The organism is Armatimonadota bacterium (assembly GCA_013314775.1).
GTDB lineage: Bacteria > Armatimonadota > Zipacnadia > Zipacnadales > JABUFB01 > JABUFB01.
Genome location: JABUFB010000029.1, coordinates 1 through 18,147 on the forward strand (window position 1 = coordinate 1; position 18,147 = coordinate 18,147).

At 63.6% G+C, this 18,147-nt stretch carries 15 protein-coding genes and 1 CRISPR repeat array; of the genes, 11 read left to right on the forward strand and 4 right to left on the reverse strand.

The window, feature by feature from the left end; translation table 11 throughout:
- Positions 1–64 precede the first annotated feature (64 nt).
- The 4 genes from HPY44_22020 to HPY44_22035 form a co-directional block, all read right to left on the reverse strand.
- Positions 65–709, reverse strand: a complete 645-nt coding sequence (locus HPY44_22020) for a hypothetical protein (GenBank protein NSW58698.1) — start codon at positions 707–709, stop codon at positions 65–67.
- Between the two features lie 592 nt (positions 710–1,301).
- The gene (locus tag HPY44_22025) at positions 1,302–3,362 is read right to left on the reverse strand and encodes a recombinase family protein (protein ID NSW58699.1); all 2,061 of its coding nucleotides are present in this window, start codon (positions 3,360–3,362) and stop codon (positions 1,302–1,304) included.
- A gap of 148 nt (positions 3,363–3,510) precedes the next feature.
- Entirely contained in the window at positions 3,511–3,795 is a 285-nt protein-coding gene (locus HPY44_22030) for a hypothetical protein (GenBank protein NSW58700.1), read from the reverse strand.
- Positions 3,788–4,732, reverse strand: a complete 945-nt coding sequence (locus HPY44_22035; GenBank protein NSW58701.1) for a tyrosine-type recombinase/integrase — start codon at positions 4,730–4,732, stop codon at positions 3,788–3,790. Before HPY44_22035 ends, HPY44_22030 begins: the two co-directional genes overlap by 8 nt.
- 349 nt (positions 4,733–5,081) lie before the next feature.
- Here HPY44_22035 and HPY44_22040 point away from each other — a divergent pair, with 349 nt between their 5' ends.
- The 11 genes from HPY44_22040 (at position 5,082) to cas2e (ending at position 16,053) form a co-directional block, all read left to right on the forward strand.
- Entirely contained in the window at positions 5,082–6,236 is a 1,155-nt protein-coding gene (locus HPY44_22040) for a hypothetical protein (protein ID NSW58702.1), read from the forward strand.
- Positions 6,237–6,422: 186 nt separating this feature from the next.
- The gene (locus HPY44_22045; protein ID NSW58703.1) at positions 6,423–6,710 is read left to right on the forward strand and encodes an HTH domain-containing protein; all 288 of its coding nucleotides are present in this window, start codon (positions 6,423–6,425) and stop codon (positions 6,708–6,710) included.
- An 18-nt stretch (positions 6,711–6,728) separates the two neighbouring features.
- Complete coding sequence (locus tag HPY44_22050; GenBank protein NSW58704.1) at positions 6,729–7,385, forward strand: WYL domain-containing protein; 657 nt, start codon at positions 6,729–6,731, stop codon at positions 7,383–7,385.
- A 109-nt stretch (positions 7,386–7,494) separates the two neighbouring features.
- Positions 7,495–10,188: a CRISPR-associated helicase Cas3' gene (gene cas3, locus HPY44_22055; protein NSW58705.1), complete on the forward strand. Its 2,694-nt coding sequence runs from the start codon at positions 7,495–7,497 to the stop codon at positions 10,186–10,188.
- The gene (casA, locus tag HPY44_22060) at positions 10,185–11,762 is read left to right on the forward strand and encodes a type I-E CRISPR-associated protein Cse1/CasA (protein ID NSW58706.1); all 1,578 of its coding nucleotides are present in this window, start codon (positions 10,185–10,187) and stop codon (positions 11,760–11,762) included. Before cas3 ends, casA begins: the two co-directional genes overlap by 4 nt.
- A complete protein-coding gene (gene casB / locus HPY44_22065; GenBank protein ID NSW58707.1) occupies positions 11,746–12,294 on the forward strand; it encodes a type I-E CRISPR-associated protein Cse2/CasB in 549 nt (182 codons plus the stop codon). Before casA ends, casB begins: the two co-directional genes overlap by 17 nt.
- A 14-nt stretch (positions 12,295–12,308) precedes the next feature.
- Entirely contained in the window at positions 12,309–13,454 is a 1,146-nt protein-coding gene (gene cas7e, locus HPY44_22070) for a type I-E CRISPR-associated protein Cas7/Cse4/CasC (GenBank protein ID NSW58708.1), read from the forward strand.
- Between the two features lie 2 nt (positions 13,455–13,456).
- On the forward strand, positions 13,457–14,182 hold the full coding sequence (gene cas5e, locus HPY44_22075; protein ID NSW58709.1) for a type I-E CRISPR-associated protein Cas5/CasD: 726 nt from the start codon (positions 13,457–13,459) through the stop codon (positions 14,180–14,182).
- Positions 14,164–14,790, forward strand: a complete 627-nt coding sequence (gene cas6e, locus HPY44_22080) for a type I-E CRISPR-associated protein Cas6/Cse3/CasE (GenBank protein NSW58710.1) — start codon at positions 14,164–14,166, stop codon at positions 14,788–14,790. The genes cas5e and cas6e overlap by 19 nt, the downstream gene beginning before the upstream one ends.
- 11 nt (positions 14,791–14,801) lie before the next feature.
- The gene (cas1e, locus tag HPY44_22085) at positions 14,802–15,728 is read left to right on the forward strand and encodes a type I-E CRISPR-associated endonuclease Cas1 (protein ID NSW58711.1); all 927 of its coding nucleotides are present in this window, start codon (positions 14,802–14,804) and stop codon (positions 15,726–15,728) included.
- 43 nt (positions 15,729–15,771) lie between these two features.
- Positions 15,772–16,053, forward strand: coding sequence for a type I-E CRISPR-associated endoribonuclease Cas2 (cas2e, locus tag HPY44_22090; protein NSW58712.1), 282 nt, complete (start codon positions 15,772–15,774; stop codon positions 16,051–16,053).
- Positions 16,054–16,062: 9 nt separating this feature from the next.
- Positions 16,063–18,111: direct repeats of the CRISPR family, unit length 29 nt; unit sequence GTATTCCCCACACCCGTGGGGATGGACCG.
- Positions 18,112–18,147 lie beyond the last annotated feature (36 nt).

The window sequence follows — 18,147 nt, forward strand, 5'->3', positions numbered from 1 at the left end:
GCCTGCGCCACATCGCACAGCGTGTGGGGAAGCAGTTGGGCTGGCCTGTGAGCGCGAGCACGATTCAGGATCGGGTCCACAGTTTCTCCGATGCCCTCGCGCAGTGGCGGAATAGTTCCATCGCCGATCCGCCCGACATCGACACAGAGCTGACTGAGTTACCTGTGAAGCTCGGTGTAGACCCGCCCGTTGTGGAAAGGCTCCCCGTGAATGTACACCCCGTCACCGAAGCCGATATATCTGTACCCCCAAAGCTCACCGACCCGCTGAACGTGCTGTTGGACAGGACCGGTCGGCTCGATATGGTGATGGGGCAACTTGACTGGCAGTAGACGAGCTCCGATGCATCGCTACCCGCATTCAGGCGTACGTAGCCACCCCCAGTGAACACGACCGGGGCGGACGCAAGGCCGACGGCCAGCAAGGTGCCCTCGCCGACTTGCAGGGAGTACGAGGAGCCTATCGAGACGGTAACGCCAGGCTCGATGGTGAGTGTGGCGCCGTTGGCGACCGTAACGTTCCCGCTAAGCACGTACGGGCTGTTGTCGACGGTCCACGTCGTGTGGGTGCTTATAGTACCCGAGACCGTAGTGTCGGCCCCGATGAAGGTCAGGGCCAGTGTGGCGAGGAGGAGCAGAACACCCGTCAGGAGCCACCGAGACACGACTGGCCGTCTGCCGACGAGACCGGGCAGCGCCAGGATCGACATGGCCGATCCCTCCCTCAATCCCGACCCCGCTCCAGAAATGGAGCGTCGCACCAGCCAGCCGAACTCAAGCAACGTAGGCGCTGAGGAGTCCAGGAGAGCCAAGCCCGAATGCCCTTGGAGACCGCCTACTTACTACCGCTGCATCACAAACAGCACAATTCCACAGCGCTGCACAGATACCTTCCCCATTTGGCCGATCTTGGCACACCGATTGCTGCGCTCGCCAGAGCGCCGTCAGGTCCGAGACTGCGCAGGCAATCTGAGCAATACTGTGGCCCGACCAGCCCCAGGCCCTTCGTCTTCTGCGCCGCTTTCTCATTGCTCGCGCATCCGAGGGGGTCGCGGGAGTTCTTGAGTCGCGCTCAGGCGGTGTTAAGGGAGAGCGATCGGGTCTGGGCGACGTTGTGGCCCGTCGGACCGCATCACAGCATCCCGGCATCGCGAGCCATATTGGTGAGTTGTGCCTTGTCGGCGGCGACGAACTTGCCCCGCATGATTTGGCACTGGGCGTATAGAGTATTGGGTCCCTCGCCAAGGGGCACGTACCAACCCGCCCGCGACCGGGTGGCTGCAACGCCGCCCGGTGTTCTACCTACCACACCAGCCCCAGGTCTTTCGCCTTCCTCACCGCTTCCTCATTGCTTGCACACCCGAGGCGGTCGCGGGAGTTCTTGAGGTGGACGTAGGGAGTGCTCCCCTTCATGTCCAGGGCTCGGGCCGCGTCAGCCACGGTCATGCCCTGCGCGAGAAGCGATAGGAGGGCAACCTGGGCGTCGGTCAGGAGCGGGCCCTCTTTGGGCGGCTTGTGCTTGCGCTTCCGGCCCGTCGGTGGCAGCCAGTGGAGGTTGCCCTCGATGTACTCGCAGGCTAGCTCCCAGGCTTCGTCGAGGGTCTCCGCGCCCAGCTTCTTGCGCGCGTTGCGGAGTTGGAGGTCTGCCGTGGACCGGGTCACCCCGGTCTTCTTCGCGATGGCGTTCCGGTCCAGGCCCTGGCCGTAGTGGTACAGAAAGGCCTGCTGGCGCGGAGTCAGTGATTCCAGTCCACTACTGGCCCGGCCGCGTACGCTGCGGCGCCGGATGATCCGTACGCATTCTTCGAAGCCCCGCAGGCGGAAGCGTACCTCGGTGCTCCCGTCCTCCAGGTGAGCCATGGTGGCGTACTCGAGAACGCTATGGACGAACTCCCGGCGCTGGTGCAGGTCGAGCCCGTCCCAGCAGCGTGCGAAGTCGCTCACCAGCCCCTGCGCCCGGGCTAGCACCGCCTGCCGGCTGTCCTGCTGCTTCAGTTCGGACCTGCGTTGCTCCAGCAGCGCACTGGCTTCCTCCCTCTGCCGCCGGTGCTCGGCGACATGCAATGCGAACTCGTTTTCTTGGCAGCGTCCCTCCCGGAACTCACGGGACCAGTAGAGGTAGTCCTCGTCCACTTTCCGCAATCGCTGTTCGAGTTGGGATACCTGCTCCGCGAGACCAGCCTCCTGCCGCGCGAGGGTCTTCCCGATGCGATCTGCCGCCTGCGCACGGACCCGCTCATCCCCCGCAAGCCGCCGCAGTTCGTCCAGGATCACCGCCTCCACCATGTCGGCACGTTCTGAGTTCCGGATGCAGTCCGGGTTGCTTCTCTGGGAGCCTGTGGAGCACCGGTACATGCGTTCTCCGAGGCGCCGCACTGTTCGGCCGTTCATCCGGTACCCGCAGTGGCCGCAGCGCAGGATGCCGCTCAGGAGGTGCTGGGGGGTGCCCGTGGTGCGGGTGTGCTGATCCGCGTTGCGTTCGAGCCGGGCGATGATCTGGTGATGCATCTCCGGCTCGAGGATGCGGTGGTCGAAGTGCTGCCCGCGGATAAGTTCCGGGACGCCTTCCGTGGACTTTGCTCGCACCAAGCCGGCGTGCACGGGATTGGAGAGGACGCTTCGCACCGTGCTTGTGGACCACTCGCGCGCCCGGCGCGGCCGGGGTGTGCCCCGGGTGTTCAGGTCCTCCGCAATGCCCCGCAGCGTGCCTCCCGCCAGGAACTCCTCGGCCATGCCGCGGATCGTCCGGGCCTCTTCCTCTACCGGCATGATCCCGCGCCGACGCCCGGTCATCTCGGCATCGGTCTGACGTCGCCACCCGTACAGGTCGCCGATGGTGTAGCCCTCCCGCGTGCGTTTCTGCAAGGCGTCGCTCACCCACTCGCCCAGCTGTTCCGCCTCGTATGCCCCCATGGCGGCGGTGACGTTGAGCATGAACCGCCCACTTGCGGTGTCGATGTCCACGTTCTCGGTGCAGCTGATCACTCGCGTCAGACCGTGAGGGCAGAACTCCTGGAGCAGGAAATCCCCGGAAGCGGCCTTGCGCCACAATCGGCTCATGCGGTAGACGCAGATCGCGTCGAGGTCGCCCTTGCGGAAGGCGTCACGCATCTGAGTAAGGCCCGGTCTATACTTGCGGCGTGGGTTTGTTGGGTCGTAAAGGCCGTAGCTCCCGGGCAGGCCTTCGTCGGTGAAGAAATGGGGTTCGTAAAGGTTCGGGCCGATGACGCTGTCGAGTTTCGCCAGGCACGCCTCGCGCTGAGTGTCCAGCGAGTAGTGCTCCTTAACCTGCTCTTCCGAGCTCACACGGGTATATACGGCCACTCTGAGCACTCTGGGGGCGGTTTGGGTCTTGCGGGACATCGTGGATCAACTCCTGCCGACGGATGGCGGCATCTTTATTTTATATATATGTAAATTGACTGTAAAGATACCACTAATTATTACACGGTAATTATACTTATAAAGCATGCTTGACGGGCCCGGCGAGGCAATCTGCCGGGCCCATCCTTTACGCCGCGGAATTGCGCGCCGTCTCGATGGCGCCCAGGGCGAGGTAGGTCACGATCCAGTCCAACGTCTGTACTTGCTCCGGTGTCTGCGCATCGTCGGGAGCGAGCTTCAGGGCGATCGGTACAGGCTTCGCCTCTGGGCTCTCCGTCGGCTCCGCGATTGCAGCCGGCACCACCGGCTCGTCGTCGAACAGTCCCAGTTGCGGATCGGGCGGGGCTTGTCGGCGACTGGAGCGGGCGGTGTACGGCGAACGCCCCCGTCTGGGTGTTAGCGTCTCACTCATCACCCTCACCCGCCCCGGCGCCGAGACGGAGCAGCTCCACGGCTTTGCGTTTCGACTTCACGTCCGAGTGCACATACACGCTCGTGACCGAGATGTCGCTGTGCCCCATGAGGCTCATCACCGTGCCCAGGTCCACGCCTGCTCGTATGAGACTGGTAGCGTAGGCATGCCGCATGGAGTGGAGCGAGTAGCCCCTGTCCGCGAGCCCGGCCCGCCTGAGCAGGCGCTCGAAGATTCGTCGCAGGGCGGTGGTCCCCAGGCGGGTGCCCTTGCGGGTGATGATGAGTGGCCCCGGCGCGGTCCCTCGGGCCGCGAGGTACTCATGAAGCACCTGCTTTACGGTGACCGGTAGTGGGATCTGCCGGAACTTGTTGCCCTTGCCGCGCACCGTGATCTCGGCGAGGTCGCCGGGCGTCTCCCCAACTTCCAGGCTCAGCAGTTCAGCTCTGCGCAGCCCCGCGCCGGCCAGCAGGTACGCGATGGCCTTCTCCAGCGGGGTCTTCGCGGCTACCAGGATGCTGGCCACCTCCTGCGGTGACGGACACTTCCGCTCAGCCCTTGCGCGCTTTGGGAGGGGAAGCTCGTCGCACGGATTGCTTTCGAGTTCGCCGCGCTTCACCAGGTAACCGAACCACCCCGACAGCGCATGCACCCGCCGCCGGATCGTGTTCGGCGACAGCTCCGCCTGGCTGGCGATGTAGTCCATGAGCAGCGCCGGGGCCACCTGACCTGCTCCAGCAATGGGCTGCTTTTCCTCGCACCAGCGCAGGAAATGCCGGATGTCGCTGTCGTATGCCGCCAGCGTGTTCGGGCAAAGACGGCGTACGGCACGCAGGTGCTGGAGGTAGAGGCTTCGCGCGCTCTCCCCGCTCTCGGCACCCCGCCGCACATCACCGCTTCTCGGGTCGATCGCCAACATGTCTATCACTTGATCCATTGTTGTCTCCAGTACGTGACCATCCCGGTCTCGCGGACCGCCCAGCGGCTCTGTCCGAGACTGACTGGCACGTTGATGTTTGATCTTCTCGGTTCCGGGCTTCCTGGTCCTCGTACTAGGAGCGCTGCACAATGATCCCTGGACTCTGAACCGTGATCTGAGATATTATGTCATTATTATTAGGCTTTGATCCCTGCACCGCTGTTCCTTGTCCTCGCGCAATTTTTCCCTGTTTTATGGCGATTATATGCCCTGATGCTGTCCTGCGTGCTTAGGATATCAACCATGTAACCGCCTGTCACTTCTGACACTAATGCAGATTACTGTCATTATTTAGGAGAAAAGCCCTATGCGTCTGCCCGAGGAGATCGTGCGCAACCTGATCAGCGTCCGCGGCATCACAAGCACTCTCAGGCATCCCGGGGACGGGGACTTCCGAACCCATCCGCTGCTCCTGCCCCGGACCGAAGAGAACGACGCAGAAATCGACTACACGCGCCTGAAGGTGCAACTCCCCCTGCACCTGGGCAAAGAGCCGCAACGGCCTGTCGAGGAGCTGATGGTTCCCCTCAGCAGACTATGCAGACGACACAACCGGGCAATGAAACTGGGGCAGTGGACGTACGAGTGGTACTACCTGGAACTGCTGGATCGAGACGGGGTTTTCCAGCCGATCTGCTGGGTGAGTACCGAGCTGTTCGACACGCCATTGCACGACGACCGGCCTTGCCGCTGGCCGCCCCGGGCAATGGTGGAGAGGATTGGATACCTGCGCCAGCTGCGGACCATGGACCAGCTGGGAAAACAGGAGGACACTCCGGGATACTCGGAAGCGGAGCTGACGAAGGACTGGCGGAACTGGCTGGTTAAGACCTGGGCCGCCTGCGAAGAGGACTGGCTGCGGGACAAGCAACTGACATATCGGAAAGTGGCGCCCTGGACCCGTCAGCTTGACTACGACGGGCTGCCGCGCTGGACGCTCCCGGACTGGCCGGACCCGGAACAGGCCGAGACTCCCCTGTGGCGAGACCGCGCCGCCACGGACTACCCCGGCCTGTACTGGCGCATGATCCCGCTGTACGACCGGCGACAGATCTGGCGCGTCTGGGAGCAGATGAAGATGGAGCTATACGCCACCTCCATCTTCAACCCGGCCGCGAAGCCGCAGCAGGACGCCAGGCTGTGGGCGCGCCTGAAGGAACGCTTCCCCGGCCGCTTCGAGCACATGTCCCGGCGCCGGTACGCCATACGCCTGCGCGAGCAGCGCGTCCTGGAATGGTGCCGGGAGGGCAAGAACGGGTGGGAGATCGCGCGGCTCCTCGTTTCGGAGGGGCTATACCCGATGGGCGCAGAGCATGAGGAGGAGCGCACCGGCGCTTTGGCCGGTTCCCAGAGGGAACTCCAGGAGTATGCTCGCCGCGTCGTCGGCCGCATCAAACGGCGCCTGCGAGATGAAGGACTCATCGAAGCTGGCAAGGCCGGAAGGCCGAGGAAGAAGGGGTGACGCAGTTCACGGGTGCCTGCACGGCAGATCCCGCTCAGATCCTGATCCCAAGTCACGGTCGTGGGGTGTGTCGCAACAGAGCGAACGCCTTGTCTGCAGAAGGCCACTCCCGATCAGCGACGAATAGATGCACAACTATCTCCGAAGAACCGCTTGGACGGAACGCGGACCTGAGGGGGGAGCCGTATGTCCCAAGCCCACCGGGTGCTTCAGCTGCTCAGGAACATGCCCATCGGGACGGGCACGCCCCGCAGTACTGCTGCCGCTCTCGCAACTGAGCACGGCGTCACTCTCAGAACCATCCACAGAGACATAGCGGAACTCCAGGATGCCGGCTTCGCCGTGTGCAACGAGGGGCACGGCTACTACCTTCTTCCGACGCAACACACAGGAAGAGCCGGGCTCGAAGATGAGCAGGTTGCGCTGGTCCTGTACGCGCTTCGATGGGCCGAATGCGTACTGCCGCCGAACTAGGCGCGCGAGCTGTCCGAGTTGCTGCCGCGGATTTTGGCATGCCTCGGCAACCGCGCGTCAGTGATGGCGTTGGAGACCGGGCCCGACCTCGCTCTGCGCCCATCACGGACCGACGGGACTGCAGGTCCGGCAGACCTGCTCACGGCACTCCGCGCCCGGGAGCTCAGCAAGAAGCTGCGAGGCTTCTACCATTCGCCAGACCGCGCTGAGCGCACGGAGCGCGTGCTGCACCCGTACGCGATCGTCTACCGGGGAGACGCTCACTACCTTGTCGCTTACTGCGAGCTGCAGCATGACCGTCTGACCTTCCGGCTTGACCGATTCTCCGAGCTCGAGGTGCTGCATCAAGATGCAGATATCCCCGACGACTTTGACCCCGATGAGCACTTTGCTGGTGCGTGGCAAGTCACTGGCGGACGGCGCCACACGGTTCGGCTGCGTTTCACCGGCCGCGCCGGACGCAGACTGCGCGGCCAGAGCCTGCATCCGACCCAGAGAGTCCTCGAGACGACGGCGAATGGCCTGTCGGTCGAGTTCCATGTGGCGGTAACCGACGAGTTCCGTTCCTGGATCCTGAGCCACGGCGCCGGGGTGGAGGTCATTTCGCCCCTTTCCCTCCGTCGCGAGGTGATCAAAGAGGCCAGCCAGATCCTTGCGAATCACCCGGTTGACTGACAGGATGTGTCAGGGGGGACGCATATGCTCCGTAGTGTGGCCTGTTCGTCTCCGACAGGAACATGCAGTGGCTGGGTGAGCCAGCACCGCGGCTGGGGAGGGTGACGGAATGAGGCAGCTCTGGGCGAAACTGGGGGCGAACGACAACGCCGACTGGCACCCGCTGGTGTGCCACTGTCTGGACACAGCAGCAGTGATCAGCGCCCTGTGGAACCAAGGCTTGCCCGGCGGCACGAAGCGTCGAATGGCACTGGCCCTGGGTGAGTCCGACCTGACGGTCGCGGGGCTGCTCATCTCATTCTGGGGCAGTCTGCATGACCTTGGCAAAGCATCCCCGGGATTTCAGATGCTCAGTCGTGCGCACCAGACCCGGCTCGAAGCACAGGGCTTTCGGTTCGCTCGCGCCAGGCACATTCCCCACGGCATTGTGACTGCCATCACCGCATCGGATCTGCTCCAGGGCCCGCATGCTCAACCCGGTGTAGCCGACGCGCTGGCCCGAGCCCTCGGCGGACACCACGGCCACATGCCGGCAGGAGCTGAGTTGTCGCAATCCGGACGGGCTATCGGCACAGGACGGTGGGACGAAGCGAGACGAGAGCTATGCCAAACGATGCATAGGCTGCTGTGCGCAGACCTTCCAACGATCCCGCCAGGCTTGTCGCCGCGCGATCATCCTTTCTACCTGAGTCTGGCCGGCCTGGTGTGCGTGGCCGACTGGATCGCTTCCTCGCAGGACCATTTTCCCTATTGCCCCGACCCTAGTGATCTTGACGCTTACCTGACAGTGGCTGGACGCAGGGCCCAGGAAGTGCTATCGCAGATTGGCTGGCTGGACTGGGCCGGCACCGGTGAGGCGTTGAGCCTCGAGAACCTGCTCAGTGGTGAAGCGCCACGCCCGATGCAGGCTGAAGTGGCGAAGATTGCGTCCGGGCTGGATGCCCCCGGCCTCGTACTGGTGGAAGCGCCGATGGGAGAAGGCAAGACGGAAGCGGCCCTTCTCCTTGTTGACCACTGGGGGCGCACGCTTCAGCAGCGTGGCTGCTATCTGGGGTTGCCCACGCAAGCGACCGCCAACGCCATGTTCGACCGTTTCGCTGATGGCTATCTGAAGCAACGCTACCCGGATGGGCCGGCTCCACTGGCACGCCTGCACGGGAACGCGGTGCTGGTTGCCAAGCGGCAGCTTCTGGCAGGCATCAACGAGGTCCACGACAGCGACGTCGGTGCAGCCGCATCCATACAGCCCCACGAGTGGTTCAGCTACCGGAAGAGGGGGCTCCTTGGCCCGTTCGGCGTGGGCACCGCCGATCAAGCACTCATGGGCGGTCTAAGAGCGCGGCACTCCTTCGTCCGCCTGTTTGGACTGGCGGACAAGACTCTCGTTTTCGACGAGGTGCATGCCTTCGACACCTACACATCAACCATCATTGACCGCCTCCTTCAGTGGGCAGCATCGCTGGGCTGCAGCGTCGTCCTCCTGTCAGCAACACTGCCGCGTTGCCGACGCGCCGCTCTGCTCCGCGCGTACGGAGGCGAAGAACTAGTGGTGCCCGACGCATCGTACCCGCGGGTCACATGGGTGACGAGGGGCGAGGCGCACTCGGTTCATTGCCCGGCGGCACATCGAAGACGCATCACGCTGAAGTGGGTACCCAGCGATCTGGCGGAGACCGCGCGTCTCCTTGCGGATAGTGTCCGGACCGGCGGCTGTGCGGCCTGGGTCTGCAACACGGTCGGCCGTGCGCAAGAGGCATACCGTCTCCTGCGCAACCTGCTGGAGGGTTGCGGCGACGTGGAACTGGGGCTGCTGCACGCCCGTATGCCTTTCGCGGAACGTGACCGGCGCGAACGCAAGGCAATCGGCCAGTTCGGCAAGGACCGGTCCCACCGCCCTCCCGCATCCATATTGGTGGCCACGCAGGTGATTGAACAGAGCCTCGACCTCGATTTCGACCTGATGGTAACGGACACCGCACCCGTTGACCTCATCCTTCAGCGCAGCGGACGCCTGCATCGGCATTACCTCCCATCGCGGCCCGCAGGCCTCGACGAGCCCACGCTCTGGCTGGTCGGCCCCGAGATCGCCCCCAACGGCCTGCCGGACTTCGGCACGTCGGGAAGCATCTACGGGTCGTACCTGCTCTTGCGAACGTGGGCACTGCTCCGGCACCGCGTAGAGATCATCCTGCCCGACGACGTGGAGCACATTATCGAGGCCGTGTACGGTGAGGGGAGCGACCCTGTCGAAGGCCCACTCGCCAGAGCGATGAACGAGGCGGAGCAGGAGGAGGCTCAGCGCCGTCAGAGCCTTGAGGTCCGCGCAAAGCAGGTGCTGTTGCATCGCCCCGACATCGATGAAGACTTCGCGTCCCTCACCCAGCGAATGGAACTGCGCGACGAGGAGGATCCCGGCCTGCACCAGGCTTTTCGCGCCATGACGCGCTACTCAGATGTGCCCTCGGTCACCATTGTCTGCCTGCACCGGATCGGAGGCAACCTGTGTGTAAAACAGGACGGCGAGAGCGTGCCGGTGGACATGAACAAGCTCGACGATGATGCGACACTGGTCGCGCTTCTTGATCAGAGCGTCAGCATCTCGGGGTGGCGCGTGCATCAGCACTTCACCAAGCACGACGACCGCTCTCCGCCGTGGAAGCGAAACAGTCTGCTGCGGCACACTTACCCTGCGGTCTTTGACGAAAACGGCGTGTGCCGCTGCGAAGATTTCACGATCTATTACGACGGTGCGCTTGGGATAGTCCTGCGGTACAGCCACCATGACGGAGGTGATCAGGGTTGATTCCTCGCTTCTGCCTCATATCGCAACCGTGGATTCCGTGCATCCTTTGCGACGGGACACAGCGGGAGTTCGGGCTGCTGGAGGTGTTGGCTCGAGCTTCAGACATACGCGAGATCAGTGATCCGTCTCCGCCGGTCACGGTCTGCATCCACCGTCTACTGCTGGCGCTCCTGCACAGGAACTTCGGGCCGCGCAACACCGACGAATGGGTAGGCCTGTGGCGCGCCGGCAAATGGGATACACGCCGGCTGGAGGCGTACTTCGCCGAATGGGAGACCCGCTTCGACCTTTTCGACAAGGAGCGGCCGTTCTACCAGTCACCCGGGATGCCTGACAAGATGCGGAAGTCGGTGGCCCTTCTACGCATGCAGGCGGCATCAGGAAACAACGCTACGCTATTCGACCACAGCCTCGATCGCGCTCCGGCCCCAGCCACTCCTGCTGAGGCGGCCAGGCTTGTACTCGCGCAGCAGGGCTTCAATCTTGGCGGTCTGACCGGCACGGAACAAGGACGCGCCTCAAGTACGGCCGCTCCCATTGCCGCCAGCGCGTCAGTCCTGCTGAATGGCAGCAGTCTGTTCGAGGGCCTCGTGCTGTCTCTTCTGCCGGCCACCGTGTATGAAGACGACTTCCCCGGGGTCGGCGCCGACGTCCCCGCATGGGAACGGGATACCCCCTGCAGGACTGAAATCCGCGCGCCGGCGGGCTACCTGGACTACCTGACCTGGCAGAGCCGTCGCATCTGGTGCATCCCCGAGGAAGATGGCGCCGGCGGCGTGCATGTCATCACGGCAATCCTCAGCACCGGCTGTGAGTTCCCCCGAGACTACACGCCGGTGGACCCGTTCATCGCCTACCAGCGTCGCGAGAGACCCGCCAAGGGCCAGGAACCGTGGGGCGCATTGCGCTTCAGCGAGACGCGGGCGATCTGGAGGGACAGCCTGGCGCTATACCGCTCGATCCCGGATCGCGCGGTGCGCCCGAGAGTCCTGGACTTCCTGGCGAACTTGACGCGCCGCGGGGACCTCTCTCAGAGGACTGCCTGCGACCTCTCGCTACTGGGCCTTGGCAGCAACCAGGCGAAGATCCTCCTCTGGCGCCACGAACGCCAGCCGTTGCCGCTGCGGTACCTCGTAGATGAGGACCTCGTGAAATCACTGGGTACATGTCTCCAGGACGCCGAGGAAGGGCACGACGCGCTTGAGAGGGCCCTGAGGAAGCTGGCCGGCCTCACCCTGAGTCCGGACGATGAAAAGAAAGCCGACAAGGACCTGGTGCGACGCCTCGCCGACAGCTACGACGCCCGGCGCCGCTACTGGGCGCTGCTCGAACCCGAGTTCCACCGGCTCGTGGTGGAACTGGCCGAACTCGACGACAGAGAAGAGCGCGAAGACGAATGGACGAGCCTGGTATGCACAACCGCCGAGCAGTGCTTCGATGCCACTGGACGCGGCCTCAAACTCGATGCCCGGTCCCTGCGCGCGATGACTGCCGCCCGGGGCCTGCTGGCGTACGAGCTTCGCCAACTCATGCAGAGAACCAGCCAGGAGGTGAACCATGCCCAAGCCGACTGAATTGCAAGCCAGTTTCGTGGCGCACCTGAAGGACCTGGCCGACCGTGAGGATCGCGGCGCTCTTGCCGCACTCCGTCGCGGTCTCGGCAAGCCGCCGGGCACCGCCCCGGAAATGTTCCGCCATGTTATCCCCTGGACGTCCCATCTGACCTCGGCCGAGGAAGACCGCTTCTTCCTGGTGGCGTCGCTCTTTGCGCTGCACCCTGTCACTTGCACCAAAGGGAATATGGGTGAGGCGTTCAGACGCATTCGCATCGCCGCAGGCGGTGGCGATGTCGCTGACAGTCTGGAGAAGCGCTTCGTTGCCCTGCTCAACGCGCACCGTGAGGACCTGCCCAACCACCTGCGGCACGCAGTGGCTCTCGCTCAGAGCCACAGTATCCCGGTCAACTGGGCGCAGCTGATCCGAGACCTGGATTACTGGGATCATCCTGACCGTCTTGTCCAGAGAGACTGGGCCCGCCAGTACTGGGGCCGTACGCGGGCTGAAGAGCCGGACGTCGACACTGATAGTTCCGAGGAACCCAGCTAAGGGGGTCGAAAGTCATGTTCGTCGAGCTCCACCTGATCCAGAATTTCGCACCATCCTGCCTCAACCGCGACGATACCAACAGCCCGAAGGACTGCGAGTTCGGTGGATTCCGCCGGGCGCGCATCTCCAGCCAGTGCATCAAGCGGTCGATCCGACATCACCCGGCATTCGCGGAGGCGGTTGCTTCCGGAATCGGGACCCGCACCAAACTCCTGGCAGATGAACTCGCCAAGCGCCTTGCCGCGGCCGGGAAACCCGAGGACCAGGTCAAGACGGTCTGTCTCGCTGTGGTCGAGGCCCTCGTGGGCAAGTTGCAGGGCGAAAAAACCGCTGTGCTGGTATACCTGGGCGACGATGAGATCCAGCGCATCGCGGACATTATCACCGGAGCCTGGGACAGCCTGGCAGTCCAGGTCGCTGAGCAGGGCGACGCTGGAGCCAAAAGCACACCCAAGGCACTGGCCAACGCGGCCAAGGAGATTGCCAAGGAGTTCAAGAGCGGCACGCAGGCAGCAGACATTGCCCTGTTCGGACGCATGGTCGCTGAGAACGCCAACATGAACGTCGATGCTGCCTGCCAAGTGGCCCACGCCATTTCCACACACAAGGTCGCCATGGAGATGGATTTCTACACCGCGGTGGATGATCTTCCGCAGCCCGAAGAGGACACGGGCGCGGCAATGATGGGCACCGTGGAGTTCAACAGCTCCTGCTTCTACCGCTATTCGCTCATCAACTTGGACAAGCTCGTGGACAACCTCGGCGGAGACGGGGACCTGGCGCGCCAGACTGTAGAGGCCTTCCTGCGCGCCTCCGTCGTCGCGATTCCCACCGGCAAGCAAAACTCCATGGCCGCCCAGAACCCTCCCAGTTTCGTCTTCGCCACCGTTCGCGAAGGAGGGGCTCCGTGGTCCCTCGCAAACGCCTTCGAAAAGCCGGTTCGAGCATCAGAGCGCGGCGGCGGTCTCGTGGCCCAATCCATCGAGGCGCTGGCCTCGTACTGGTCGCGCCTCACTGCCATGTATGGCGACACATCTCTCGTGGCCAAGGCACTATGCACCACCGAAGACGCGTCACTCAACGGCCTGTCGGATGTGAAACTCGCCAGCGTCGATGATGTCATTTCGGCGGTCCGGACAGCCATCGAGGCAGGTGCATGACCATGCCCGTCCTGCTCCTGCGTCTGGCAGGTCCAATGCAGTCCTGGGGCACCCAGAGCCGCTTCACCGTGCGCGATACCGGCCGCGAGCCTTCCAAGAGCGGCGTAATCGGCCTGCTGTGCGCCGCGCTGGGCATCGACCGCGAAGATGATGAAGCCCTGAAGCCTCTAGCTGCGTTGCGCATGGGGGTCCGTGTGGACCGCGAAGGGCTCATTGGCCGCGACTATCACACCGCCGGAGGCGGCAGCGTCCCCGGCCGCAAGCACTATGGAGTCATCAAGGCCGATGGCTCAAAGGGCGAGACCGTGGTCTCCACTCGTTACTACCTCGTGGACGCCGAGTTCCTGGTGGGGCTCGAGGGCGAAGACGTGTCCCTCCTCTCACGCTGCCAAGATGCCCTGGGTGCGCCGCACTGGCCGCTGTGGCTGGGGCGCAAGTCCTTCCCGCCCGGTCTGCCCATTCAGTTGCCGGATGGTCTGCGGAGCGATGACCTTGACAATGCCCTGCGTCAGTACCCCTGGCGACCCACGCATGACGGTGACCTGCCCCGGCATCCGCTCCGGCTTGTAATGGAAACAGACGACCCCACAGTCGCCGTCCGCCGCGACCAGCCCATCTCCTTCCGCAACGGCGCTAGAGCCTTCGCTCTGCGCTACGTGGAAACCCGGCTGCTGCCCGTGAACCAGATCGTTGTCGGAGGTGACGTGCCATGTACCTGTCTCGACTGATCCTCGATCCCCGATCTCGCCAGGTGCGAGCGGAACTGCTGAACCCATACGAGATGCACCGTACCCTCTTGCGAGCCTTCCGGGCGAAGCGCGATGCTGCCGGGGTTCTCTACCGCGTGGAAAGCGACCGCAGAACAGGCGTTCCCACGGCATTGGTACAGTCGGCCATCGAACCCGATTGGTCCGCCCTGACGCAACTCGACCGGTACCTCCTGGCAACTGACCTGGATAACCCGGCTTACAAGCAACTCACGCCGGCCTTCTCCACTGGCCAGGTTCTTCAGTTCCGCCTGCGAGCGAATCCCACGGTGAAGCGCGACGGCAAGCGACTGGGCCTGCTTGAGGAGCAGGCCCAGGCCGCGTGGCTTGCACGGAAAGCTGAGGGCGGTGGGTTCCGCATCCTATCCTGCGCTATCGTACCCGAGGGCCTTGGGTCGGCAGCCAAGCACGATCGAGGCCACCGTGTCCAAGTGTCCCACTTCGCCGTCAGATTCGACGGCATCCTTCAGGTCACCGAGCCCGACCTGTTCCTGCGGACCCTGCAATCTGGAATCGGGCCCGCCAAAGCCTTCGGGTTCGGGCTTCTGTCGGTGGCGCCCTGTCGGTAGGGGGGAATTGTGTGGATAACCTGAGATCGCTGCCCAAGTTCCGCGACGGGCTCAGCTACCTGTACCTGGAGCACTGCCGCATCGACCAGTGCGACAAGTCCGTCTCCTTCCATGACAAGGACGGGGAAACGCCGGTACCCGCGGCTTCCGTGGCCGTGCTCATGCTCGGGCCCGGCACTTCTATTACCCAGGCCGCAATCCGCGCCCTGGCCGACAATAATACGCTGGTCATCTGGTGCGGCGAGGAGAACGTGCGCTTCTACGCCTGGGGCACCGGAGGCACCCGCAGCGCCCGGGCAATCCTCGAGCAAGCGCGGTTGGCCAGCGATGACCAACTCCGTCTGCAGGTGGTGCACCGCATGTACCGCATGCGGTTCGATGAGAGGCTGGACGCGGACATGGACATCCAGCAACTGCGGGGCAAGGAAGGCATGCGCGTTCGCGCGGCATACAGACGGGCAAGCGCCGAGAGCGGGGTCCCCTGGAGCGGCAGAAATTATGATCGGGGAAGCTGGTCGGCGGCAGACCCCGTCAACCGCGCCCTTTCCGCCGCCAATTCCTGTCTGTATGGACTGTGCCATGCCGCGATCCTTTCCTCCGGGTTCAGCCCTGCCCTGGGATTCATCCACACGGGTAAGCAACTGTCTTTCGTGTACGACATCGCCGACCTGTACAAGGCCGAGATCACTATCCCCGTGGCTTTCCAAGCGGCGAAGGATGGCCCCGCCGACATTGAGCGGCGTGTGCGCCTCGCCTGCCGTGACCTGTTCCGCGAGACGCAGTTGCTCAAAAGGATTATCCCGGACATCTTCGCGGCCTTGGGGCTGCGCGAATTGGCGGACGAGGAAGACCCGTACGCGGAGGACGCAGCCAAGCCTGCGGACCTTTGGGACCCCACTGGAGGCGACGGTGAGGGACTCTCAGATCGCCTGATCTGATCTGCTCAGAGCTTCCGGGCGGTTGCATCTGAGGAGGTGAGCCGTGGTTGTCCTGATTGTGGAACGAGCAAAACCCGGTCTTAGGGGGGAACTGAGCCGGTGGATGATCGAGCCACGGGCCGGGGTGTTTGTGGGGCGCATATCGGCCCTGGTGCGTGATTGTCTCTGGGAGAAGGTCTGCCGAGAGGTCGGTGATGGCGGAGCGATTATGATCTACGGAGCCCAAACGGAACAGGGGTTCGCCATACAGACGTTCGGTGAGACCCGCCGTGAGATCGTAGACTATGAGGGGCTATTCTTGGTCAGAAGGCGCCTGGATGGCTGATTCTGCAGTGTATTCCCCACACCCGTGGGGATGGACCGATGAACTCAATCTTCTCGACAAGCTCCAGGTCGTATTCCCCACACCCGTGGGGATGGACCGCCACCAGCGCATTGACGGAGATGATATGGAAAGTATTCCCCACACCCGTGGGGATGGACCGCGAGGCGAGCTGCGGGTATCCGGCAGGAAGACGTATTCCCCACACCCGTGGGGATGGACCGTACGGGCTATCAATCCGCCTGTTCCAGCCTGGCGTATTCCCCACACCCGTGGGGATGGACCGGCCAGCGAAGCGATGCGCAAGGCGTCCGCTGAGTATTCCCCACACCCGTGGGGATGGACCGAAGATCGCGGTGGGCGTCCCGTCCATCAGGTACGTATTCCCCACACCCGTGGGGATGGACCGACGCCGGAGAAGACCACAAAGCCCGACTGGGTGTATTCCCCACACCCGTGGGGATGGACCGAAGCAGACCCCGCAGGCAGCCGGGCAGCTATCGTATTCCCCACACCCGTGGGGATGGACCGAATCATTGCTAAGATCAATAGAAACCACATTCGTATTCCCCACACCCGTGGGGATGGACCGCTCTGCAAGCACGTGCCGGGGCAGGCGTACCCAGTATTCCCCACACCCGTGGGGATGGACCGGGACAGCGCGAGGTCCAGGAGTTCCGTCACGAAGTATTCCCCACACCCGTGGGGATGGACCGCCCACGTGTCCGGCGCTTGGACCCACGATAAGGTATTCCCCACACCCGTGGGGATGGACCGTACCGCGCGCCCTGGGCATGCTGGCAGAGCATGTATTCCCCACACCCGTGGGGATGGACCGACGGCGGAAAGCCAGTTGCGCCTGATTGCCCAGTATTCCCCACACCCGTGGGGATGGACCGGACTGTGAGGCCAGCGCCATTAGCAGCATTGGCCGTATTCCCCACACCCGTGGGGATGGACCGCGAAAGGCGCGCCGAGCACTTCTGGCCATTGTGTATTCCCCACACCCGTGGGGATGGACCGGAGTGGAGCAAGCCGATGGCGACGAAGACGCGGTATTCCCCACACCCGTGGGGATGGACCGATGTATTTGTAAAAGTACCAGCTAATCCTGAAGTATTCCCCACACCCGTGGGGATGGACCGATGGAGTTTTCTACAACGGACACATCCCAGACGTATTCCCCACACCCGTGGGGATGGACCGCGAACGGAAATGTCTTCCCGGCCCGGTTGCCCGTATTCCCCACACCCGTGGGGATGGACCAACCTCATGGTCAGAAGAAACAGAACTCCATGAGTATTCCCCACACCCGTGGGGATGGACCGTTATCCAGAAGATGCGGGCCGATATTCTCTCTAGTATTCCCCACACCCGTGGGGATGGACCGCCATTGCCAGATGGTGATGAGCGCGCGCCTGCGTATTCCCCACACCCGTGGGGATGGACCGTCTGTCCACTGTTTGACCTGTCCATCGGACAAGTATTCCCCACACCCGTGGGGATGGACCGCCGAGATGGTCGCCGTCCGCGACTGGTCGCGTGTATTCCCCACACCCGTGGGGATGGACCGCGGTTATTCGTCGCATCCACCCGCCCGGCTTCGTATTCCCCACACCCGTGGGGATGGACCGGCTACCTGCCGCGGCCCGGCTGGGTCAGACAAGTATTCCCCACACCCGTGGGGATGGACCGATGAAAACTGGCTTGGGCAGCCGTATTGCGGGGTATTCCCCACACCCGTGGGGATGGACCGAACCGGAGATTGACATCATGCCGACGTTGCTAGTATTCCCCACACCCGTGGGGATGGACCGCTCAGTCAAGTCTTCGGCGTCGCTAAGCGCATGTATTCCCCACACCCGTGGGGATGGACCGGTTGCAGAGACCTTCGGGCTGTCCCAAATGCGTATTCCCCACACCCGTGGGGATGGACCGAACTGCCCTTCGATCTCGCATCAATGGAAGATGTATTCCCCACACCCGTGGGGATGGACCGCGATATGGACCAGATTGAACGCGATTTTCGGGCGTATTCCCCACACCCGTGGGGATGGACCGCAGCGTGCGAGAGCCAATCAAAGCCGAAGCGCGTAT